Source organism: Mesobacillus zeae (genome assembly GCF_003570705.1).
Classification (GTDB): Bacteria; Bacillota; Bacilli; order Bacillales; family Cytobacillaceae; genus Mesobacillus_C; species Mesobacillus_C zeae.
In genome coordinates this window covers 60591-82291 of sequence record NZ_QWVT01000023.1, presented here as the reverse complement: position 1 = coordinate 82291, position 21701 = coordinate 60591, and the positions used below count along the sequence as shown (strand labels likewise).

The following is a 21701-nucleotide window of genomic DNA, read 5'->3' as shown; positions in this document are numbered from 1 at the left end:
GATGACTTGCGCCAATGTAGCCGTTGCGGAATTTTGGCAGTCCGGAAAATTACGATAGAAGTTCAGAATCATTCGAACACAAAGAAACATCGGTGGCACCGGAAGTAATCCGGTGTCTTTTTTGAGCGCATTTGCTGAAAAACTGTTTTCAATGTGCCAACAAGGTGTTTTTCTGAGGGAAATGTTAAAATGGAAAAAACGCAGTAAAAGGATTGGTGATAGACGATGTACTTACCTTCATTTCGCCTTGACGGTAAAACCGCGATAGTGACTGGCGCAGGCCGTGGGATTGGACGTGCTCTGGCAATTGGGCTTGCTGAAGCAGGTGCCGATGTAGCCCTGATATCGCGAACAGAAAAAGACCTAGAGGAAACAGCAGGCATAATTGAAGATCATGGACGAAAAGCAATGGTTGTACCAGCAGATGTAACCAAACGGGGCCATATACAGCATGCTGTGGAACATATTGCGCGCGAGTGTGGGAGTATTGATATCCTTATTAACAATGCCGGGATGAACATCCGCTCAAAAGCGCTAGATGTAACCGATGACGAGTGGCAGGCCATACTGGATACAAATCTTAAATCTGCATTCATGATGTCACAGGAAGCTGGCAAAGAGATGAAAAAAGACGGCAGGGGCGGCAGGATCATCAATATTGCTTCTGTTGCCGGGCATGTCGCATTGCGGACAGGAGTCGTCTATGCTGCTACGAAAGCGGCTATGATCCAAATGACAAAAGTGCTTGCGATGGAATGGGGCCAATATGGGATCAATGTAAACTCTATTGGTCCGTGGTATTTCAAGACACCACTTACAGAGAAGCTCCTCGAGGATGAGGACTATGTACGTGATATCCTTGCTGTTACACCATTAAATAGAATCGGCGAGCTGCCTGAGCTGGTTGGGCCCGCAGTCTTTCTGAGTTCAGACGCTGGTAGCTACATAACAGGGCAAACATTGTTTGTAGATGGCGGGATGACCATCCAAGGCTTCTGATTCGCTAGGAAGATATTTACTTTTGTTTAAGGAAGCACCTTTGCGGTATAATATAAATGCACAGCAACTCCTTCAGAACGTCAGGCTTTCCCGCCAACCGGGAAAGTCTTTTTTTATATTGAAATATATCACGAAAGCTTTGGTTAGTTTCCGATGCATAGTCTAAGGGTAAATGGAAAAAGTAACCTTAGGACATGTAAGGAGAATCAGAGATGCCAATCATTCTATCAACAGCCGAAACCATCCCTCCCCATTCCATTGAGCAGGGCGAGGTCATGAAGTTTGCAGAAGAATTATTTTCGGAGTCATTCTCAGATATAAAAAGGTTGCTGAATGTTTTTAGTAACGGACAAATTAAGAAACGCCATTTTGCCAAGGAGCTTTCCTGGTTTGGCGAAGATCATTCTTTTCAGGAAAAGAACGACGCTTTTATCGAGTCTGCTGTTGAGTTGGGGACCAGGGCGGTAAAGTCATGCCTTTCGAGCGTGGATTTTTTGAACAAACAAGTTCCGTTTAATGAAATTGATGCCATTTTTACAATTACAAGCACGGGGATGAGTACTCCAAGCATCGAAGCACGGATTATGAATATCCTGCCATTTTCTCCCCATACAAAAAGGGTTCCAATCTGGGGGCTTGGATGTGCCGGCGGCGCTTCAGGGGTGTCACGGGCCTATGAATACTGCCTTGCTTTTCCAAAAGCGAAGGTACTTGTTTTAACCATCGAGCTCTGCAGCCTGACGTTCCAAAGAAACGACCGTTCAAAAAGCAATCTGGTGGGAACATCACTATTCGCGGACGGTGTGGCCTGTGCCCTTATTTGCGGGGAAGAATCAGGGTATGAAGGATACCGGAAGGGAAATATATCACCACACATCCTAGGAACAAGCTCTACTTTAATGCCTGACTCACTTGATGTCATGGGCTGGGACATTAAAAATGAAGGTCTGTACGTCGTCTTTTCAAGAAGTATTCCATCAATTGTCGAGAACTGGCTTAAGCCGAATGTCACGGAATTTCTGGATTCGCAAGAAGTTTCCATTAATGACATTAACCATTTCATTGCGCATCCTGGAGGCAAGAAGGTGCTGGATGCTTATGTCAATGCATTGGGTTTCAGTGAAACCATGACCAATGTCTCTCTCGATGTATTAAGTGAGCATGGGAATATGTCTTCGGCAACAATTTTGTATGTATTAAAACGATTTATGGAAACGGCAAAAGACGGGGAAATCGGGCTGGCCGCAGCGTTAGGACCAGGATTCAGTTCGGAATTGCTGCTATTGAGGTGGGAATGATGCCCTTTTATCTGTTTATTGGTTTTGTGATCCTTCAACGCCTGGCTGAGCTTATAATTGCCCGGAAAAACGAACGCTGGATGAAGTCCAGGGGCGCTGTAGAAACAGGACAGGGACACTATAAAGCAATGGTTGTCATTCATGTTGCGTTCCTGTTATCAACGATTCTGGAAGTGAAGTGGTTCAACAGGGAACTCTCGGATTTTTGGCCGCTGTTGCTCTCATTATTTTTTGCTGCACAGATAATGAGAATTTGGGCGCTTACATCCCTAGGGAATTTCTGGAATACAAAAATCATCATTCTTCCGGGTGCAGACGTTGTTCAAAAGGGTCCTTACCGCATAATGAAGCATCCTAATTACGTTGTCGTCGTAACTGAAATCATTGTGATCCCGCTTATGTTTAACGCAGTAATCACCGCAGTTGTCTTTACAGTCCTCAACATCATCATTTTGTCCTTTAGGATTCCTGCTGAGGAAAAAGCCTTGAAGGAGCTTACTCATTACGGCTCGGCGTTCGAGAAAAGCAACAGGTTTTTGCCCAATTTGTTAAATAAGTATGACAATCAATAGAGACCAGTTGAAAATGAGAATCAATGGTGATAAACTGTTCATTGAGGTTGATATTTATTCTCATTTAAAAAACTCATCTTGAGGATGGTGTGAACAAATGGTTCCTTTGTTTGTTTTGTCAACAGTCGTAATTTATGCAGCAGTTATGAAACATGTATTGGGCAATGTGATTAAACCCCACTAAAATGAACGATTATACTTAGATTGAAGTCCGGTCCCTGTACCGGGCTTTTTATTTTTCACAGAATAGGCTGTAAATATAGGAAAATAGTAAAGAATTAATTATAATGAAGCTATTCACAAAATTGTCACAAGGGGTCTGGAATATGGGTCATACAATTGCTCAAGAAGAGCGCAAACTAATTCGAAAACTAGCAAAGCTGCATGAACTTTTTGCCGAAAGGAATGATCAGAAGGCTTTAGAAAGGACGATGGAGCTTGGGAGGAAAGCAATTGACAGGGAGTTCGCCATTGCCTTTTGCGGGCATTTTTCGGCAGGAAAGTCGAGTATGATTAACTCTCTTGTTGGGGAAGAAATTCTGCCGTCAAGCCCTATCCCGACCAGCGCCAATCTCGTCAAGGTCCGCTCGGGGAAAGAATATGCCAGGGTATTTTTCAAGGAAGGCAAGCCGCGGCTTTATCCGGCGCCATATGATTATAAAACTGTGAAGCATCACTGCAGGGATGGAGATAGTATTAAGGCTATTGAGATCAGTCACCGAGGCGCCCGAATGCTTGAGGACTGCGTCATTCTTGATACGCCGGGGATTGATTCTGCGGATGACGCTCATCGGATTGCGACAGAATCTGCACTGCATCTTGCAGACCTTATTTTTTATGTCATGGATTATAACCATGTGCAATCTGAACTGAATTTTATGTTCGCTAAAGAACTGACTGATGCTGGAAAAAGCCTGTACCTGATTGTCAATCAGATTGACAAGCATAACAGCGGGGAGCTTGGGTTTGATGAGTTTCAAAGAAGTGTTTCGGATTCTTTTGCAGCATGGGGTGTTAAGCCGGGGGGAATCTTCTATACCTCTTTGAAAAAGGAGAACTTGCCGGGGAACCAGTTTGATGAGCTCCGCCAGTTTATCAAGAATCAAATTTCAGCGCGTGAAGCCTTTCTTCCGGGCTCCATCAGCAGGTCGCTCGTGAAAGTAGCCGAGGACCATATCAATGACCTGCAAGACGAGTACGAGGGAAAAATAACCCCTTTTGAAGAAGCTTTGCACACAGTACCAAATGAAGAGCGGCCCAAGCTTTCAGGCGCACTGTCAGACGCAAAGGAGAAGCTTGGGGCACTGGAACAGCAGGCTAGCAGGTTTGAGGAAGAGATATCCGTTGGAATCGGTTCAATCCTTAAGAATGCCTATCTTATGCCATTCGAGACAAGAGAGCTTGCCGAGGAATATCTTAAGGCGATGCAGCCTGGTTTTAAGGCCGGCCTGTTTTTTGCCAAACAAAAAACGATGCAGGAACGTTCGCTAAGATTGGGACGATTTCACTCAAACCTAAATGATAAAGTACAGACTCAAATTGAGTGGCATCTAAAGGAATACTTGTTGAAATGGATGAAAGATAAAGGAGTGCAAGATAGCGGACTGACAGCAAGTGTGCAATCTTTTAAAGTTGAAATCACTCCTAAGCTTCTTGAAGAAACCGTCAAGGACGGTGCAGGGCTAAGTGGGGATTATGTGCTTGTCTATACAAATGATGCAACAGAAGCAGTGAAAATGGAAGTGAGGAAACAGCTCCAGCAGCTTAAGGTTTCGCTTGCCAAGGCTGCAGCCGCACAGGCTGAAGAAGAGAAAGATGAGCTGCTTAAAGATATGGAGCGGCTTTCCGTTCTTGAAGCTGCCTATCAAGAAATGAAAGCGGGGAAGAATACCTTGTCCAATCTGAAGGGTGAAGTGTTCGATATCCTCTATTCAGACAAGGAATTATTCGTCGGTGTCCAACCGGAAGAACTGTTCGCATCCCCTGAGGCTGATGAAGAAATCATGGAGAATGGCGACGTCCTTCCTCTTCATGATGACAAGCCAGAGCACGTCTTTGCCGAGGAGGACCAAACGGGACAGAAGAAAAAAAATGACCAGAGCCTCGAAGAATTCCATCAGCATATCAGCGAGGTGATTGGAAAGCTTACGCATTCTGCGAATGAAATTAACGATCTTCCCGGCCTTGGCAAATTATCACGAGAGCTTTCGGATAAAGCATACCGGCTTCAGAACAGACAATTTACCGTTGCGCTATTTGGTGCATTCAGTGCCGGCAAATCTTCATTTGCCAACGCTCTGATTGGTGAAAAGCTGCTTCCTGTTTCGCCCAATCCAACGACGGCGGCAATTAATAAAATCAAGCCTGTTGATGGACTGCACCCGCACGGAACCGTCCATGTCAAAGCTAAGGATCCAGAACAGCTGCTAGGAGAAGTGAACCGGTCATTAAAGCTTTTTGGGCTTTCAGCTAAAAATTTGAACGAGGCTGTATTAAAAGCAGCCGCAATAAATGGAGCAGAGGATAGAGGGGCGGAAGAGAGGCTCCATGCTTCTTTCCTTAAGGCATTCTGCAATGGATTCAGCTTGTTTGAAGGACGGTTTGGATCAATGCTCAGCCTTGATCTGGAATCATTCCCTGCTTATGTGGCCGATGAAGAAAAGTCCTGCTTTGTGGAAGTAATCGAGGTCTTCTACGATTGTCCATTGACGAGGGAAGGGATCACGCTTGTTGATACACCTGGAGCGGATTCAATTAACGCACGCCACACAGGTGTTGCTTTTGATTATATTAAGAACTCTGATGCGATCCTGTTTGTCACCTATTACAACCATGCTTTCTCAAGGGCTGACCGTGAATTTCTCATCCAGCTTGGCAGGGTGAAAGATGCTTTTGAGCTAGACAAAATGTTCTTCCTGGTAAACGCAGTTGACCTCGCAGGTTCAGAAGTGGAGTTGCATTCTGTCCTTGAGTATGTCCGTGAACAACTCATGAAATACGGAATAAGGAAACCAAATCTCTATCCAGTTTCAAGTATGTTGGCCCTAAAGGAAAAAAGGGAAAATGCCGAAGCTTTGCATTCCGGTTTCGCTACTTTTGAAGAATCTTTTTACTCGTTTATTGCGAACGATCTGACAGGGATGGCGATTGATTCAGCAAACGCTAAATGGGAGCAGGCTGTAAATCAGCTTGAGGAGATGATCCAGTCTGCCCTGGAGAGCAGTGAGAAGAAGCAGCGAAGGCTTGATGAATTGGCAGAGACGAAGGAGGCAGCGGTCGCTGCAATTAGAAATCAGGTGCCGGAGCAGCTGCTTTTCCGTATGCTGCAGGAAGCGGATGAGCTTGTATATTATATTAAGCAAAGAGTCTTTTTCCGGTTTGGTGAATTCTTCCGCGAAGCATTCAACCCGGCAGTTTTGAAGGATGACGGCAGGGACCTGAAAAAAGCCTTGCAGTCCTCGCTGGAGGATTTGCTAGCAAGCATCGGCTACGACTTTGCCCAGGAACTTCGGGCTTCTACTGTCAGGGTTGAACATTTTATTGGGAAGATAATGAGTGACTTCCAGGAAAATCTTTCAAAGGAACTCAAAAAAGTCCATTCAGGACTGTCGTTTACGCAAGCAGATCCCTTGACTTTTGCTGAAATGGAGTTCGAGGAAGCTTTTAAGACGATGGACAGGGGTGTTTTCAGAAAGACTCTCGGGGCCTTTAAAAATCCTAAAGCCTTTTTCGAAAAAAACGAAAAAAAGCAGATGAGCGAAGATTTGGAGCACCTTTTTCAGCTGCCTGCTGATGAATATTTGAAAATGGAAAACGCGAGAATGAAAGAACATTACAGTGAAGCATTGCAGAACCAATTTTCTTTCCTGCTCGATGACATTGAAGATCAGGTTTCTGAATTTTTCATGGCCATCTCATCCGCGATTGGTTCTGAAATACCGGTTAGTACTCTTGAAGAAAAACTGGCTGCCATCAGGGAGAATTGCGAGGATCTCCATTAATGAACAATCGCTTTCATGCTTGTGCGACTTGTGTTAATTTTTGTTCGGTCAGAGACGAGAGAGGTGTCCAATATTACTGCAGCCGGCTTGGTTACGAAACAAAGCCAGACTATAAGTTTAACTGCTGGGAACCAAAGGAGCATGTGAAGAACCTAATGGAAAAGGAAAAATGGAGGGGAGAACATGACAAATCTCGTAAAACCTGAATGGCTGGCTGAGAGGCTCAATGAACAGAGTGTAAGGGTGGTGGACTGCCGCTTTTCGCTGGCTGATCACCATGCAGGAAGGATTGACTACTTACAGGGCCATATACCGGGAGCTGTCCATTTTGATATGGAAAAGGATTTGTCAGGGGCCGCTGAGAAACACGGCGGAAGACATCCGTTGCCGAATATGGAAAGCTTCCGGGAGAAGCTGGAGAAGAACGGGATAGGCAATGATACAATCGTGGTGGCCTATGATAATGGCGGTGAAGCCTTTGCTTCAAGACTGTGGTGGATGCTTAAATATGCGGGGCATGAGAAGGTATATGTTCTGAATGGCGGTTTTTCAGCATGGTGTAAAGCAGGTAAGGTAACGGAAACCGAAATTCCTTCTTATAAGGAAACTTCCTTTACACCTCGTATAAATCAGGGAATAGCTGCTGATTTATACGAGGTTAAGCACGCAGTTGAACATCGGGACAGCATCCTGGTCGATTCCAGAGAGGAAAAAAGGTATCTCGGAATCGAGGAGCCTATCGATCAAAAAGCAGGCCATATTCCTGGTGCACTCAACATGCCCTGGGCAGGTGCATTTGAGCAGGGAATTTTTAAGAGTGCTGAAGAACAGGCTAAAAGGTTTTCGGAATATGACAAAAATCGTTCGATTGTTGTTTATTGCGGATCTGGAATAACAGCGACACCAAACTTCCTTGCTCTGAAGGAAGCAGGCTTTAAAAATGTAAAACTGTACACAGGCAGTTTCAGCGACTGGATATCGCATAAAGATAATATAATTTCAACTGGCAAGGAATAAGCTGGATTTTCACAGGATTATTTGGCAGGCCCAACAGCTCCGCCCCATGATATAATAGATGAGTTGTGTCCGGCTTCCAACCGAGGAGGTACGATTTTGAAAAAACAAGATTTCATGTTGATTGACGGGATGGCACTGCTGTTCAGGGCTTTTTACGCAACTGCTGTTACCGGTCAGTTTATGTTCAATTCTAAGGGTGTGCCAACTAATGGAGTCCATGGCTTTGTCAAACATATGCTTTCAGCAGTTGCGGGCTTTGGGCCAACACATGTGGCGGTATGCTGGGATATGGGGAGCAAAACTTTCAGGAATGAGATGTTTCCCCTGTATAAAGCGAATCGGCAAGAGGCGCCGCTTGAACTCATTCCCCAGTTCTCCCTAGCCAAGGAAGTTGTGTCCGCTTTCGATATTCCAAATGTCGGACTTGAGGGTTTTGAGGCGGATGATTGCATTGGTACGATTGCAAAGAATGCACCGAAGGATGTCAGGATCTCGATTTTGACTGGCGACAAAGACATCCTCCAACTGATTGACGAACAAGTTTCTGTCATTTTGCTACAGAAGGGCTATGGAAACTATTTTGTTCACGACCGCCATACACTTTTTGGCGAAAAAGGCATTTGGCCTGAACAAATGATTGATTTGAAGGCGTTGATGGGTGACCCAAGCGATAACTATCCGGGAGTTCGCGGGATTGGCGAAAAGACTGCTGTCAAGCTTCTTCAGCAATACAGCAGTGTTGAAGGGATCATCGAAAATCTTGATAACCTGACAAAGGGGCAAAAAACGAAGATTGAACAAGACCTTGAAATGCTGCATTTGAGCAGAAGGCTTGCGGAAATCAAGTGTGATGTCCCTGTGGAGTGCCATCTTGACCACGCATTTTTTCAGTTGGACAGAGAAAAAGTAAGTGCTAAATTTGACGAAATTGGACTGAAAGGCCTTCACAAAATGCTGCCTGCAAACCCAATTCTCGCTTAAAGAAAAACAGTGAGCGTTTCAGTTGTTGAAAATGGTCTTTTTGAAAAAGGCTGCCGCTACCCTGCCCCGAAAGGGCAGGGAGCGGCAGTTTTTTGTATTTTACAATGAATATTCCGCAGAATAGTTTAAATGCCGAATTTTGGTTTTTTATCTGCTGCTACTTTGTATTGCTGCGCTTAGCTGCGTTTTCCAAAGCTGTTTTTGGATCTTCTGTCCGATCGGCATCCTGGCCGTACCCCTGTGGATTGACTCCGGGGGCTTTTGTTCCCCTGCCTGTCTTTTTGCTCATGCTAACCCTCCTCGTCATTTTGTTGTTTAACATGCCCTTAAATAGTGGAATAAATAGATAACCTCTCCTGATAATTATTAGTTCACACAAGACAGAGAACAAGAGCGCTAATGCAGTATAAAATCAACACGTTTATTAAAAAATAAAGCAGAGGTGAACTGGAATGAATAAAGGTGTGATAATTGCATTATCGAGCATTGGTATAGCACAGGGACTCAAGATACCAATCCATTACTATAGAAAAGGGGAATGGAGGCCGGAGAAGTTATTCGAAACAGGCGGGATGCCGAGCTCCCATTCTGCAGGCGTATCTTCACTGGCTGCCTACATAGCTTTAAACAGGGGAACACCTACCATCGACTTTGCCCTCTCGGTGGTTTTTGGTTTAATCGTCATGTATGATGCCCAGGGAATCAGGAGGCAGACAGGAGAACTAACCTTAAAGGTGAATGATCTTGATGAATTGATTGATAAAATTCATGAAAATGATCCGGTACCTTATGTTGAGAAAGCTCCTGACCCGCTCAAGGAGGTTCTTGGTCATAAGCCTGGAGAAGTGCTCGGCGGCGCATTACTAGGAGCATTGCTTGGTTTTGCGGGATACCGGTTATCAAAAAAATGGTAGGATTTTGTCGATTCCTCTGGTACTATTTAATTAGAGTTAGAAAGTGAAGGCAGAGAGGATTGACCCGTAGTGCAAACATTAGATGATTATTTGTACACATTGCAAAGCAAGGGCTTTCAAATTGGGGAAGACGCCAGCGGTTTTATTTATTTTGGCAAGCACTATACTGGGATGTCGGATGAATTAGTCATTGCCGCCATTGAAGTAACTCTTAAAGCACAGAAGGCCTTTGATGGAAGTTTCTATATTTCACTGCTTGAAACCTTTGCTTTAAATAAGATCAATACAAAGAAAGAAGCACTTCAATATATAAAGGAAAAAGAACTCCTTCCTTTTTAAAAGGAGCTGACAAGAGGCTAAGCCTCCCTGTCAGCTCCCTTTTTTTCAGGAAGAATAAAGATTTTCCTGAACCCTTTTGGAAGTTCACCAGGCATTTCCGCAAGAATCATACCTGCAAAAATCATACAGCATCCGAAAATGGCGCTGTATGATAAACGGTCACCCGCCCACAAATATCCTGTGACAGCCGCAAAGACAGGCTCCATGGCGAAAATCAATGCAACCCTTGTAGCTGTAGTATGCTTCTGGAAATTCGTCTGAATCAAAAAAGCAGCAGCCGTTGCAAGGATAGAAGTTATAAGAAGTGCGGACAGCACGCTTCCTGATAGCAGGACTTTAGGATTGAACGCGTTCTCCCAGCCTTCGAACAGAAATGATGAAATTCCGGAAAGGACAGCGACAGTTGAGATTTGAACAGTGGTGAGAAGCAGTGCGGGATACTGGCTGCTGAACTTTCCGGTCATCACGATATGCAGTGCAAAAGCGATTGCACAAATAAAGACCAAACCGTCTCCTAAATTAAGACTGTTGATGTCTGTCATTGTCATGAAGTAGAGCCCGGCAGCCGCTGCAATAACTCCTGCAAGCGCGTTAAATCCGAGCCGCTGCCGAAAGTATACGATTGAAAAGAGCGGCACCATCACAACACTCATACCTGTTATGAACCCTGTTTTGGAAGAAGAGGTTAATTCCAATCCCATCGTTTGGAAGGCATAGCCGATAAAAAGAAGCAAACCTAGAATGAACCCGGACTTCAGTAGAGGAACACTTGCCTTTGTAAGCTGCGTTCTTTCAAACAGGAACAGCCATAGGAACAAGAGGACCGCCGCAAGTGCAAACCTGACGAAATTAAAGGAAAATGGTTCAAGAAATGCAATGGCATTCTGTACAAGGACGAAAGTGGCTCCCCATACGAGCGCGACCATCAGCAAAGAGAAATCAGCAGCTAACGAGTGCTTCATCAATCTGCTTTCTCCATAACTTCATTTTGCCTGACTGCTTTCCTGGCAAGATCATCGGCTGTTTTATTCATGGAGGAAGGAACCCACTTCAAGAAAAAAAGTTCAAATTTATCTGTTTTCACGAGGGCAGTCTCCAAAAGCGGTGCATAGAGTTTGTTCTTGGCGAATTCTTTTTCGACTGACTTGTTTACAAGTTCAGAGTCTGTACGGAATGATACGGATTTAAATCCTTTTTCCAGACAGATTTCCAGCGCTTTTATGAAAGCATGAAATTCTGCTTCATGGTTGGTCATATTGCCAAGCGGGATTGAATGCCGGTAAACCTCTCCGTTGGCTTTAATAAAAATACCAGCGCCACTCGGACCGGGGTTGCCAGCGCTTGCCCCGTCAAAATAAACTTCAATCAAAGAACCCACCCCCAAATTGGTTTATAATGTTAATAGTTAGTGTATCATAAAACAGCAATTGCTAACGATAAAATATTCTATGCTCGTGCATCATAATATATAGGATAAAACATTCACCCGGAAGGATGGGGAAAATGAAATATAAATTAGAATGGAAATATAAATTAAAGGGAAAGAATCCCGTTTTGTTCACGTCTGACTGGATGGAAGGTGAGTTAGCCCTCGAACTTGGAGGCGACATTGAAAAATCTGGAAAGTCAGCATATCTCTCATTCACAGACCAAATGGGAACCTCATGGACCATAAAGGAAATGAAGAAACTCCTTACCGAAATAGAAGAAGAGCCAAACGATCTTATTGTCTACTTTGACGGTGGCTTTGATAAATCGGCTAACAGGGGAGGGCTTGGCACCATCGTGTATTACAGGCAGGGTAAAAAGAAATTCCGCCTTCGTGCCAACCAAGTGTTCGATGAGATGGAGTCAAACAATGAAGCCGAGTATGCTGCTTTTTACTATGCCATGACTATGCTTGAGGAACTGGGAGTCCGCAATACTCCGTGCGAATTCAGGGGAGACTCACAGGTAGTCATCAAGCAGCTTGAGGGTGAATGGCCATGTTATGAAGATTGTTATAATCGCTGGCTTGACAGGATAGAAGCCAAAATGGAAAAGCTTGCCCTGCTGCCACAGTACACAGCAATACCAAGAAATGAAAACAAGGAAGCCGATAAACTCGCAACTCAGGCTCTTGAAGGGAAAATCATAAGCAGCAAGATGCAAATCATCTAGATGGAAGGAAGGCGTGAACGGCTTGACGAGAAAAGAATGGCTCGAAGAAGTGGAAGAATTAATGAGCATGTATTGTACGGGGTGCTTTCTAAAGCAACATCACAAGAAAGAAAAAGGAAAAAGATACGCCCATAAATTTTGCATCACAAACTGTACGGTAGGTTCGAAAATCCGGGAATACGGGGATAAACTGGAAAAACATTGAAGTTAATTCCATGAAAAAAAGCTGGCACTATGCCAGCCTTACATATCTTTATTAGTGGTTACAATTATAGTTTAACAACGTTAGCGGCTTGAGGTCCGCGGTTGCCTTCGACGATTTCGAAAGAAACCTCCTGGCCTTCTTCAAGGGACTTAAAACCTTCGCCTTGAATTGCAGAAAAATGTACAAATACATCTTCTCCGCCTTCAACTTCAATGAAACCGAAACCTTTTTCATTGTTGAACCATTTTACTTTGCCGTTTTGCATGTGATTCTTGCCTCCTAAGCATATCAAGACACAGAAAGTGCCTTTGTTGAGATTATCATTTAACAGAGATCATTTTCCATTAAACTGAACATAAATTCTGATAAATGATGTCTTAAATATACACGAAAAACATCGGGTCAGTCAATTCATGTAAGCGTTTTTTTTAACAAATTCACTACTAGTTTCTAAAAATTCAAAAACTAGACGATATAAGATGTTTTGCTACCAGTCAATAGAAATATTTGTTATTATTTTCATATAATGCTCGAATCCAGGAGGCGCTATATGAATAAAAATATTCCATCAGCTCCGGGGCTTCTATCCCTATCAAAAGAGGAGATGGATTCCATGCTGAAAGGTCTGCGTGAAAAGTCAGGAGACAACGCCTTGCCAATGTCCCGTTCGGCGCTCATCCGCAGGACTGGCCGAAGGATTGACCAGGCATCAAGGCAAATGGAGGAAATATTTGACCACACAGCGCGTACTGGCATGGTTCCACTCGAAGATGTTCGGAAAGACATTGTTCCGGTAATCAGGGAGGCAGCAGCCATTCCGCATCTTAATCACTTGTTCTATGAATTGAAATCCAAGGATGAATATACATATCGCCACACCATTTGTGTGGGGATTATTTCAGCTTTGATTGGCAAGTGGCTTGATCTTGAAGAAGAAGAGCTTTCTGACCTGACACTTGGAGCAATATTACATGATGTAGGGAAAGCCAGGATTCCTTCTGCCATTCTCAATAAGCCAGGTAAGCTCACAAAAGAAGAATATGCCGAAATGAAAAGACACACGATTTATGGATACGAAATGCTGAAAGACCTTCCGGGGATTGGGAGGAAGATCCCGTTGATTGCCCTCCAGCATCATGAGAGGGAGGACGGCGCGGGATATCCATTAGGCCTGACATCCAATAAAGTTGAACATCTTGCCAAAATTGTCGCAATTGCGGATGTATATCATGCCATGTCATCGGCAAGGGTCTACCATAGGCCGGAGCCTTTTCATATTGTCATATCGCAAATGCAAAACGATGTATTCGGAAAATTCGACCCGAAAATCATGGTTGTTTTTCTCTACCGGATGATGCTTAACCTTGTAGGCCAGAGAGTGGAACTGAATGATGGCTCGAAAGGAACGCTTGTTATGGTAGACTCCTATGAGCCTTTAAGAGGATTAATTCAGGTTGGGGAAGAATTGATTGATTTAAGGTTTAACAGAACCTTGGCAATTGCAAAGGTTTTGGAGGAGGAAAGCGGAGAGGAGGTCTAAAATTGATTTTTCTTCATACCCTTTATTAATCCATATTAAAAGGGTGAGGACATGTACAGATTTTCGACAGATGATGGAAACTGGATTATCAAATTCTCCCCGCAGTTCCATGCTGAATCCGCCGAAAGGGAAGCCATCGTGCGTGCCCTGCTGGAAATACAAAGAGACATCAATGGATATTCACATGGAGAGTCATTTCTCATCCATGATCCGGCAATGGGAATCATTGTCTTCAAGGTCGAAAAAATCCCGTCATTTATCGTGAATGTCTCTGCAATGGTGACATGGGATAAATGGTTTATCCATGATGAAAAGGGAACAAGGAAAGACAGTAATATACGAAAAGGCGGAAAACAGCCTTAATGCCATAAGGACTTTTTTAGATTAGAAAGTAAGATTAAGCAAAAAGATAATCGTCATTCCCTGGCTAATTTAGCAGGGAAAGGGCGATTTTTTTGTTTTTAGGCGAGGTGCTTTAATAGCAACTATGAATTGAAACCCCCGTTAAAAATTCAAACAACCCTGTCGATATTTAAACAAGGTACACTTGAATTTTGCTTTTTGAGATTCCCGACATCCTGGCAGCCAGCGAACATGGCTGCAACAGTCTTATAAGCTTAGACACCCTTTTTGTCTGGGAAATGGGTTCTCGATTTATATGCCAGGATTCTCGGCAGCAGCATCTGCTTTATACCGAAATTTCTTTACTCGCCAGCAGAAAAACCGCTAAAATAATATATTGGGATATTACATTTTTAATAGATTGATGAGGAGGATAACATGAAGCTGATCGTTGCGGAAAAGCCTGACCAAGGCAGAACGCTTGCCTCCGTCTTTCAAACCAAAAAGAGGGAAGGTTTTATCGAAATCCTTCCGAATGATATTTTTCCTAAAGGCGCTTATGTCTCCTGGGCAATCGGGCATCTTACAGAACTGGCTGCTCCGGAAAAATATGAAACAGGCTGGAAAAGATGGTCTCTTGAAACGCTGCCAATGATACCGAACCATTTCATATACGAAGTGGTAAAAGGGAAGGCAAAGCAGTTTTCGATTATCCAGAAATTATCTGCAGACCCCAATGTAACTGAAATTATCCATGCCGGTGACGCCGGAAGGGAAGGGGAGCTTATTGTCAGAAATATTCTTCGGCTTGCCCATTGTTCTAAACCAATGAGAAGGCTGTGGATTTCATCCCTTACCCCGAAAGCCATCAGGGAAGGCTTTCAAAACCTTCTGCAAGAAACCGATACAAAGAACCTCTACTTTGAAGCCTATACAAGAGCCTGTGCCGACTGGGTTGTCGGTATGAATGCCTCACGGCTGTATACAATCCTACTGAAGAAGCAAGGTTTTTCCGATGTTTTTTCCGTCGGGAGAGTGCAGACTCCTACGCTCGCCCTGATTGTTAAAAGAGAATTGGAAATAGAGAATTTCGTCTCTGAACCTTTCTGGGAAGTAGAGGCAAACTTTGAGATTGAAGGAAACAAGTATAAGGGGAAATGGGAAAAAGACGGAGAGTCCCGTATCAAGACAAAGGAGCTTGCAGCCAAAATCGCTGGCTTTTGCAAGGGGAAACCTGCGGAGGTCTCTGAAGTGAAATCCGAGAAGAAAGAGTATCTGCCGCCACTATTCTATAATCTATCTTCCATCCAGGCAGATGCCAATCGAAGGTACAAGTTTCCTCCTAAAAAAACACTGGATGTGCTCCAGGCGCTTTATCAGCGTGGGATTGTTTCCTATCCGCGTTCGGATTCCCGCCATGTCACACCAGGTGAAGCGGAAGGCTTTCCAACTATTTTGAAAAAGCTGCAAAATATGGATGACTACCGTGATTTTTTCCCTCTGCCGGCAGAATCGATTCGGTACAACTCCAGGTATGTGAATGAAAAAAAGGTGACTGACCACTATGCCATTATCCCGACAGAGCAGGTCCCCAAAATGGACAGGCTTTCAGCCGACGAGAAAAAGCTTTACGATCTTCTCGCAAGGACGTTGATTGCGGCCCATCATAATAAATCAATTGCCGAATATACAACGGTGCGGACACTTGTGGATGAGCGGGCAGAGTTCATTTCAAAAGGGAAAGTTGTGGTAGAAGAAGGTTGGAAGAGGATACTTCCTCAAAAGGACGGAGACAAGGAACAGGTTCTGCCGGCATTAAAGGAAGGCGGCAAAGGGAAAGTTGTGAAAGCTGATGCTAAAGAAAGCAAAACACAGCCGCCTAAGAGATATACGGAAGGCCAACTGATCACCCTGATGAAAACTGCAGGAAAGCATATTGAGGATAAAGAGCTCGAGAAGGTATTAATGAAAACTGAAGGACTTGGAACGGAAGCAACACGGGCGGGTATTATCACAATGCTGAAAGACCGGGCATACATTGATGTCAAGAAGAATCTTGTTTTTGCCACTGCGAAGGCAAAAATCCTTGTTCAGGCAGTCGGAGGGCAAATTCTTGCTTCTCCCGGAATGACCGCCAAATGGGAACAACGCCTGAAAGAGATCGGCGAGGGTCAAGCATCTCCAAAGCAATTCATGGAGTTAACTGAAAAAATGGTAAGCCATCTTGTATCCGAAACCTCTGAGCATGCAGGACAGTGGAGCTTTTCCACGGAAATAACCGATGCATTTGTTCCAGGAAAGAAAAAAGGTAGGGGAGCAAGACAGGCTTCAATCGGTAGCTGCAAAAAATGCGGCGGCAATATAGTGGACAAAGGAACATTTTACGGCTGCTCAAATTACCAGAAAAACAAGTGTAATTTTACGATATCGAAGAAAATACTCGGAAAATCGATTTCACAAAAAAACATTAAACTTCTCCTTTCTTCCGGGGGAACGGAATCAATCGAATTTTCCGGGAAGGAGAAACCTTTTAACGCTAAGCTGGTATGGGATGAAAAAGAACGAAAAATCAAATTTTTACCGGTTTCCCAATAATCCTGGCTCAGCCCGAAAAGCCAGGTTGTCTGACATGTTTTTCTATAGTACACTTTATTTGGGGATGTAATGCATATTGGAGGTTTAGGGATGCCGACACCGAGTATGGAAGATTATATAGAACAGATTTACATATTGATTGAAGAAAAAGGATATGCGAGAGTATCGGACATTGCCGACGCTCTGTCTGTCCATCCCTCCTCAGTCACAAAAATGGTCCAGAAGCTTGATAAGGACGACTACCTTGTTTATGAAAAGTACCGCGGATTGATGCTGACGGCAAAAGGAAAGAAAACTGGGAAAAGGCTTGTATACAGGCATGAACTGCTGGAGCAGCTGTTAAGGATTATCGGTGTAAAAGAGGAAAACATTTATGCCGATGTTGAAGGGATAGAGCACCATTTAAGCTGGGACGCGATTGACCGGGTCGGCGATCTCATCCAATTTTTTGAAGAGGATGAGGATAGGGTTGAAGTACTGCGGGCCATCCAGCGGCAAAGTAATGAATAACAAAAGGCACCCGGAAATTTCGGGTGTCTTTTTTACATCCCTTCTTCATTTAATTATCGAAAAAGAGTATAAAAAGGATTTTTTGGGAATTTATCGAATATATTGGACTGGAATAAATAAAAGGCGGTGGAACTTTGGGTGTATTTGAATGGTCAATAGAGGCGGAAAATAAATGGAACAGGATGGCAGAATCGTGGAATTCCCGCAGCAGGGAAATGTGGGAATCAGGAAGCAGGAAAGATATCGTACCGTTTATAAAGAAGCACGTTCCTGCAGGTTCAAAAATCGCTGATTTAGGATGCGGCGATGGTTATGGATCTTTCCTGTTGTCGCAGTCGGGCTACCATGTGACTGGAATGGATGTTTCTGAGGAAATGATTCAATTCGCATCACAGCGGGCCGGTAATGAGGGTCCTCAATTTTTAAAAGGTGATATTGCGAATACAGGTTTTCCTCAATCGAGTTTCGATGCTCTTGTGGCCATCAATTGTCTGGAATGGACGGAATCCCCGCTTGCCGGTCTGAGGGAAATGAGCCGGATTGTAAAAGATGGAGGGTTGGCTGCGATCGGGATACTGGGACCGACTGCTGCTCCGCGGGAACACAGCTTTTCACGATTACTTGGTGAAAAGGTTGTTTGTAATACAATGATGCCATGGGAGTTTGAAAAATTAGCACTCGACGCAGGCTGGCAGAAGAAATCGGAAATAGGAGTTTATAAAAAAGCTTCAGAGCGGTTGCCGCTTGAATCCATACCGCTTGAATTAAAGCAGGCTGTTTCATTCATGTGGGTTTTCCTCCTGCAGAAAGGGAGTGTATGAGTTGGTCAGATACTCAGTTGATGAGTTTGTAAATCAAACAAAACAGCAGGACAAAGGAGAAGGGCTTTTTGAATTAGAAACGAAGCGTATGATGGAGATTAACCTTGATGGCCAGGTTTGGGCAAAGTCGGGGGCAATGGTATCCTACAGGGGGAATATCAAATTCGAGAGGGAGGGGATTTTGGAACACGGGCTTGGGAAGTTGTTCAAAAAAGCCCTGACTGGCGAAGGGATATCCCTTATGAAAGCAAATGGAAATGGTAAGCTATATTTGGCTGACAGAGGCAAGAAAATATCCATTTTAAAACTTGAGGGGGATTCGATATTTGTAAACGGAAATGATTTGCTTGCGTTTGAGCCTTCCATTCAGTGGGATATCAAACTAATGAGGAGAATGGCAGGAATGCTTTCCGGCGGTTTGTTTAATGTCCGCCTCGCAGGAACGGGCATGGTGGCTATCACCTCTCATTACGAGCCATTGACTTTGATGGTCACGCCATCAAATCCAGTTTATACTGACCCAAATGCCACTGTAGCCTGGTCAGGCAGTCTGGAACCCGAATTCGTCACAGATATTTCTTTTAAAACATTTCTTGGCCGTGGAAGCGGCGAATCCATTCAAATGAAGTTTTCAGGTGAAGGTTTTGTGGTTGTACAGCCTTTTGAAGAAGTCTATTTTGCAGAACAACAGTAAGGATGTGAAATGTAAAATGCATACACAAACTCAATTAAATGAAATCCGAGCCCTTCAGCAGACCTGTGAACAAGAGGGAATCTTATTGAAGTTGAACTGGGATATGCTGCAGGAAAGCAAAGAGCAAGAAGTAAAGTCTTTTTTTTACTATCATGACGGAATGCTTGCGGGCTTTCTGGGAGTCTATTGGATCGGAAATAAAGTTGAACTGACTGGGATGGTCCATCCGTTGTATCGCCGGCATAAAATTTTCACAAATTTATTTTCTTCTGCAATGGCGGAGATTAATCAATATGAAAATAAAAATAAAATGATATTGCTTAATGCTCCTTCAGCCTCCCTGTCAGCGAAAGGCTTTCTGAAAACAGTACCCAATGAATATATCATGACTGAATACCAGATGAAATGGAATGGAGAAAGAATGCCTGAAAACGGCCTGGATGTAAAACTTAGGCCTGCAATGCAGGAAGATCTCGAATTGGTGATAAAATTGGATATCAATTGTTTTGGATATGATCAACTCAGTGCAAGAGAAATCAACCAAAGCATCAGTCACGAGAAAATGACCCAACAATATATAATAGAATACTCAGGGGAATCGGCGGGGAAAATCAGGGTTTCCCAAGTGGATGGAGAATCATGGATTTTTGGCTTTGCTGTTCTGCCCGAGTACCAAGGGAAGGGAATAGGGAGACAAGCATTGTCGAAAGTGATTGAGAGAGAGAGCAAGAAAGAACTTCCAATCTTTCTTGAAGTAGAAGCGAAAAATTCCCGTGCTTTAGGACTGTATGAGTCTTGTGGTTTTAAAACATTTCAGGGACAGGATTACTTTGATTATAAAGGAATTGGATAAAAAGGGCGGCTGCCATTGCAGGCGCTGAGAATGTAGAAATTGATTCAAAAACCAATAAAGTTTCCTCGACAAATTTCTGAATAATAAGAAATATTGTTACGGCAGGTTGGATAGGCTCACTTCCAAAAACCGATGTTGGTCAGCAAGGGCAGGTATTAGCCAATAAGAAAGCAGGTATCTATCCAAATATCTATAACAATCATAACAAAAAGTATATACATCTTCCGAAAAGAGCGGATGGCCATAGTTCCAGTTGATAAATGGGTCAAATGGAATAGCAAAAAAGAAAGAGAGAAAAAAAAATACAAAGAAACTTACGGAGACCTAAAATGGAATTGGAAGGAATTCGAACTTCACCATGTTAAACCTAGGCAATATGGCGGAAATAACGACTTCTCTTATTTGTTTCCTACCACAAGCATGCATAGAAGTGTTGTAAGCCATTGGTGGGCAGCATACTAAATAAATCCTTGGAGGAGATAAATGCTCATTGATAAAATATTAAAAGAGGGGGGGACCTTTAGACTAAAAGGTCTCTTTTTTCGTTTAATTAAAGACATCTTCAAATGATTACAGTCTTAAAGAGAAGCAAATGAGTACACAAAAATAGCAGGACTGAGAAGTCCTTCCGGGGAATTCTAAACCGGCGATATTGAGGGAAATTTAACAGGCCTTACCACTTTCTATTTGTTCATTTATCAACCTTAATTAGGTTTATTTTAATCAAACTTAATTTAAAAGCTACAGTTTAACCCAATTTTTTTGAAATGTGCGCAAATGCCTCACTCATCTTTGAGATAAGCATATCATGAGAATAACTCAATGAGATGCTTTTTTGTGTGGAAACTGCGAGTATCAATTTATTATTAATGGTTATTAAAGGGAGAGCTTAATATTGAAGATATTATTCACTAATCCACCTCCAATCATAAAATATGGAATGCAGCCCGGGTTTGAAAAAAACGGTTGGATAACCGATCGGTTGGAGGTACCTGAACAGTCAGAGGAAGGCCTAATAAAAAAAATTGAGGATTTTAAACCGGATTATTTATTTACAGAAGGTGGGGTAGATACAAAAAGATTTGTTTTCCCCGTTTTGGAAAAGTACTCTATCCCTCATATCTATTGGGCAATTGAGGATCCTGTAGCCAACAGTTCACTGGCTATGGAGTGGGCAAAAAAATCCGAACTCACGCTTACGCCTTGCGTAGAAATGCTTGAAAACTACAAAAAGGAAAAACTAACGGCTATTTGCATACCTTTTGCCATTGACCCGGATTATTACCAGAAAAAAATCCCTAAAAAAGTTTTCTCGGACTTGGATGCTGTCCATATTGGCAATAATTATGATGTTTTTGATGAGAGGTATAAAGCTTATAACTATATTTTAAAACCTTTTATTGATAAGGGAAAAAAGATTGCAATATACGGAATGGATTGGCAAAACCCGAATCATCGATTTATCGTCCCTGACCCTTACGCAAAAGGCTATATCGCACATGAGGAAACCGTTTATGCGTATTCTTCGGCAAAAATCACGTTGGGGGTTCACTCCATCGAGGATTCGCTCACCATGCAGTCGATGAGGACTTTTGAAGTTTTGGGTTGTTCCGGATTCTTTTTGACTCAACGAACAAAAGCAATTGATGCGATGTTTATAAATCACGAGCATTTGGTTTCGTCTGAAAGCTATGAAGAAACTGTTGAATTAATGGATTATTATCTTGCAAATGGCTCGGCAAGAGAAAAGATCGCTTTAAATGGACAAAAGTATGTATATAACAACCATACGTACAAGCAAAGAGCTGCAGAAATAATAAGCCAGCTTAACCTATGAACTTATAAAAAGTGTAAGAAAAG

22 protein-coding genes are annotated in these 21701 nt (G+C 43.2%); 18 read left to right on the top strand and 4 right to left on the bottom strand.

Annotation, left to right across the window (positions count from 1 at the left end; translation table 11 throughout):
• Positions 1-225: 225 nt before the first annotated feature.
• From D1970_RS13840 to D1970_RS13810, 6 genes are all read left to right on the top strand, one after another.
• Positions 226-999, top strand: a complete 774-nt coding sequence (locus D1970_RS13840) for an SDR family NAD(P)-dependent oxidoreductase (protein WP_119113461.1) — start codon at positions 226-228, stop codon at positions 997-999.
• 212 nt (positions 1000-1211) lie between these two features.
• Positions 1212-2297 carry a type III polyketide synthase gene (locus D1970_RS13835; protein WP_119113460.1) on the top strand — a complete coding sequence of 362 codons (1086 nt, stop codon included), beginning with the start codon at positions 1212-1214 and terminating at the stop codon, positions 2295-2297.
• Positions 2297-2869, top strand: coding sequence for an isoprenylcysteine carboxyl methyltransferase family protein (locus D1970_RS13830; RefSeq protein WP_119113459.1), 573 nt, complete (start codon positions 2297-2299; stop codon positions 2867-2869). Before D1970_RS13835 ends, D1970_RS13830 begins: the two co-directional genes overlap by 1 nt.
• A gap of 326 nt (positions 2870-3195) precedes the next feature.
• Entirely contained in the window at positions 3196-6870 is a 3675-nt protein-coding gene (locus tag D1970_RS13825; protein ID WP_119113458.1) for a dynamin family protein, read from the top strand.
• A gap of 183 nt (positions 6871-7053) precedes the next feature.
• Entirely contained in the window at positions 7054-7887 is an 834-nt protein-coding gene (locus D1970_RS13815) for a sulfurtransferase (protein WP_119113456.1), read from the top strand.
• A gap of 114 nt (positions 7888-8001) precedes the next feature.
• Positions 8002-8868 carry a 5'-3' exonuclease gene (locus D1970_RS13810; protein ID WP_119113492.1) on the top strand — a complete coding sequence of 289 codons (867 nt, stop codon included), beginning with the start codon at positions 8002-8004 and terminating at the stop codon, positions 8866-8868.
• Between the two features lie 157 nt (positions 8869-9025).
• Here D1970_RS13810 and sspL read toward each other — a convergent pair whose 3' ends face one another.
• Positions 9026-9157 carry a small, acid-soluble spore protein L gene (gene sspL / locus D1970_RS13805; RefSeq protein ID WP_119113455.1) on the bottom strand — a complete coding sequence of 44 codons (132 nt, stop codon included), beginning with the start codon at positions 9155-9157 and terminating at the stop codon, positions 9026-9028.
• A gap of 163 nt (positions 9158-9320) precedes the next feature.
• Here sspL and D1970_RS13800 point away from each other — a divergent pair, with 163 nt between their 5' ends.
• Positions 9321-9782, top strand: a complete 462-nt coding sequence (locus D1970_RS13800) for a divergent PAP2 family protein (RefSeq protein ID WP_119113454.1) — start codon at positions 9321-9323, stop codon at positions 9780-9782.
• 69 nt (positions 9783-9851) lie between these two features.
• The gene (locus tag D1970_RS13795) at positions 9852-10121 is read left to right on the top strand and encodes a DUF6123 family protein (protein WP_119113453.1); all 270 of its coding nucleotides are present in this window, start codon (positions 9852-9854) and stop codon (positions 10119-10121) included.
• 17 nt (positions 10122-10138) lie between these two features.
• Here the strand turns inward: D1970_RS13795 and D1970_RS13790 are convergent, their stop codons facing one another.
• Together D1970_RS13790 and D1970_RS13785 are read right to left on the bottom strand one after the other, a co-directional pair.
• Positions 10139-11083 carry a DMT family transporter gene (locus tag D1970_RS13790; protein WP_119113452.1) on the bottom strand — a complete coding sequence of 315 codons (945 nt, stop codon included), beginning with the start codon at positions 11081-11083 and terminating at the stop codon, positions 10139-10141.
• Positions 11083-11490, bottom strand: a complete 408-nt coding sequence (locus D1970_RS13785; protein ID WP_119113451.1) for a reverse transcriptase-like protein — start codon at positions 11488-11490, stop codon at positions 11083-11085. The genes D1970_RS13790 and D1970_RS13785 overlap by 1 nt, the downstream gene beginning before the upstream one ends.
• A gap of 134 nt (positions 11491-11624) precedes the next feature.
• Between D1970_RS13785 and D1970_RS13780 the strand changes: the two genes are divergently transcribed.
• Both D1970_RS13780 and D1970_RS13775 read left to right on the top strand, forming a co-directional pair.
• Entirely contained in the window at positions 11625-12281 is a 657-nt protein-coding gene (locus D1970_RS13780; protein WP_119113450.1) for a ribonuclease H family protein, read from the top strand.
• A gap of 13 nt (positions 12282-12294) precedes the next feature.
• Entirely contained in the window at positions 12295-12486 is a 192-nt protein-coding gene (locus D1970_RS13775; protein ID WP_310648622.1) for a zinc-finger domain-containing protein, read from the top strand.
• Between the two features lie 64 nt (positions 12487-12550).
• Here the strand turns inward: D1970_RS13775 and cspD are convergent, their stop codons facing one another.
• Entirely contained in the window at positions 12551-12751 is a 201-nt protein-coding gene (cspD, locus tag D1970_RS13770; RefSeq protein WP_119113449.1) for a cold-shock protein CspD, read from the bottom strand.
• Between the two features lie 285 nt (positions 12752-13036).
• Between cspD and D1970_RS13765 the strand changes: the two genes are divergently transcribed.
• The 8 genes from D1970_RS13765 to D1970_RS13725 all read left to right on the top strand — a co-directional run bounded on the left by D1970_RS13765 (position 13037) and on the right by D1970_RS13725 (position 21678).
• Entirely contained in the window at positions 13037-14026 is a 990-nt protein-coding gene (locus D1970_RS13765) for an HD-GYP domain-containing protein (RefSeq protein WP_181213413.1), read from the top strand.
• A gap of 51 nt (positions 14027-14077) precedes the next feature.
• Entirely contained in the window at positions 14078-14389 is a 312-nt protein-coding gene (locus D1970_RS13760; RefSeq protein ID WP_119113447.1) for a hypothetical protein, read from the top strand.
• 417 nt (positions 14390-14806) lie between these two features.
• Positions 14807-16963 carry a DNA topoisomerase III gene (locus D1970_RS13755; protein ID WP_119113446.1) on the top strand — a complete coding sequence of 719 codons (2157 nt, stop codon included), beginning with the start codon at positions 14807-14809 and terminating at the stop codon, positions 16961-16963.
• A 90-nt stretch (positions 16964-17053) separates the two neighbouring features.
• Entirely contained in the window at positions 17054-17473 is a 420-nt protein-coding gene (gene mntR / locus D1970_RS13750; protein ID WP_119113445.1) for a transcriptional regulator MntR, read from the top strand.
• A gap of 134 nt (positions 17474-17607) precedes the next feature.
• Positions 17608-18294, top strand: coding sequence for a class I SAM-dependent methyltransferase (locus D1970_RS13745; protein ID WP_119113444.1), 687 nt, complete (start codon positions 17608-17610; stop codon positions 18292-18294).
• A 1-nt stretch (position 18295) separates the two neighbouring features.
• The gene (locus D1970_RS13740; RefSeq protein ID WP_119113443.1) at positions 18296-18988 is read left to right on the top strand and encodes an AIM24 family protein; all 693 of its coding nucleotides are present in this window, start codon (positions 18296-18298) and stop codon (positions 18986-18988) included.
• An 85-nt stretch (positions 18989-19073) separates the two neighbouring features.
• Positions 19074-19841, top strand: a complete 768-nt coding sequence (locus D1970_RS13735) for a GNAT family N-acetyltransferase (RefSeq protein WP_246370256.1) — start codon at positions 19074-19076, stop codon at positions 19839-19841.
• Between the two features lie 895 nt (positions 19842-20736).
• Complete coding sequence (locus D1970_RS13725; protein WP_119113440.1) at positions 20737-21678, top strand: CgeB family protein; 942 nt, start codon at positions 20737-20739, stop codon at positions 21676-21678.
• The last annotated feature ends 23 nt before the right edge of the window (positions 21679-21701 follow it).

Excerpts from the sequence above, each read along its gene's own strand:
- D1970_RS13765 (WP_181213413.1), top strand. The coding sequence starts at position 13,037 with ATGAATAAAAATATTCCATCAGCTCCGGGGCTTCTATCCCTATCAAAA.
- D1970_RS13835 (WP_119113460.1), top strand. The coding sequence starts at position 1,212 with ATGCCAATCATTCTATCAACAGCCGAAACCATCCCTCCCCATTCCATT.
- D1970_RS13815 (WP_119113456.1), top strand. The coding sequence starts at position 7,054 with ATGACAAATCTCGTAAAACCTGAATGGCTGGCTGAGAGGCTCAATGAA.
- D1970_RS13800 (WP_119113454.1), top strand. The coding sequence starts at position 9,321 with ATGAATAAAGGTGTGATAATTGCATTATCGAGCATTGGTATAGCACAG.
- cspD (WP_119113449.1), bottom strand. The coding sequence starts at position 12,751 with ATGCAAAACGGCAAAGTAAAATGGTTCAACAATGAAAAAGGTTTCGGT.
- sspL (WP_119113455.1), bottom strand. The coding sequence starts at position 9,157 with ATGAGCAAAAAGACAGGCAGGGGAACAAAAGCCCCCGGAGTCAATCCA.
- D1970_RS13825 (WP_119113458.1), top strand. The coding sequence starts at position 3,196 with ATGGGTCATACAATTGCTCAAGAAGAGCGCAAACTAATTCGAAAACTA.
- D1970_RS13760 (WP_119113447.1), top strand. The coding sequence starts at position 14,078 with ATGTACAGATTTTCGACAGATGATGGAAACTGGATTATCAAATTCTCC.
- D1970_RS13790 (WP_119113452.1), bottom strand. The coding sequence starts at position 11,083 with ATGAAGCACTCGTTAGCTGCTGATTTCTCTTTGCTGATGGTCGCGCTC.
- mntR (WP_119113445.1), top strand. The coding sequence starts at position 17,054 with ATGCCGACACCGAGTATGGAAGATTATATAGAACAGATTTACATATTG.
- D1970_RS13840 (WP_119113461.1), top strand. The coding sequence starts at position 226 with ATGTACTTACCTTCATTTCGCCTTGACGGTAAAACCGCGATAGTGACT.
- D1970_RS13755 (WP_119113446.1), top strand. The coding sequence starts at position 14,807 with ATGAAGCTGATCGTTGCGGAAAAGCCTGACCAAGGCAGAACGCTTGCC.
- D1970_RS13780 (WP_119113450.1), top strand. The coding sequence starts at position 11,625 with ATGAAATATAAATTAGAATGGAAATATAAATTAAAGGGAAAGAATCCC.
- D1970_RS13830 (WP_119113459.1), top strand. The coding sequence starts at position 2,297 with ATGCCCTTTTATCTGTTTATTGGTTTTGTGATCCTTCAACGCCTGGCT.
- D1970_RS13810 (WP_119113492.1), top strand. The coding sequence starts at position 8,002 with ATGTTGATTGACGGGATGGCACTGCTGTTCAGGGCTTTTTACGCAACT.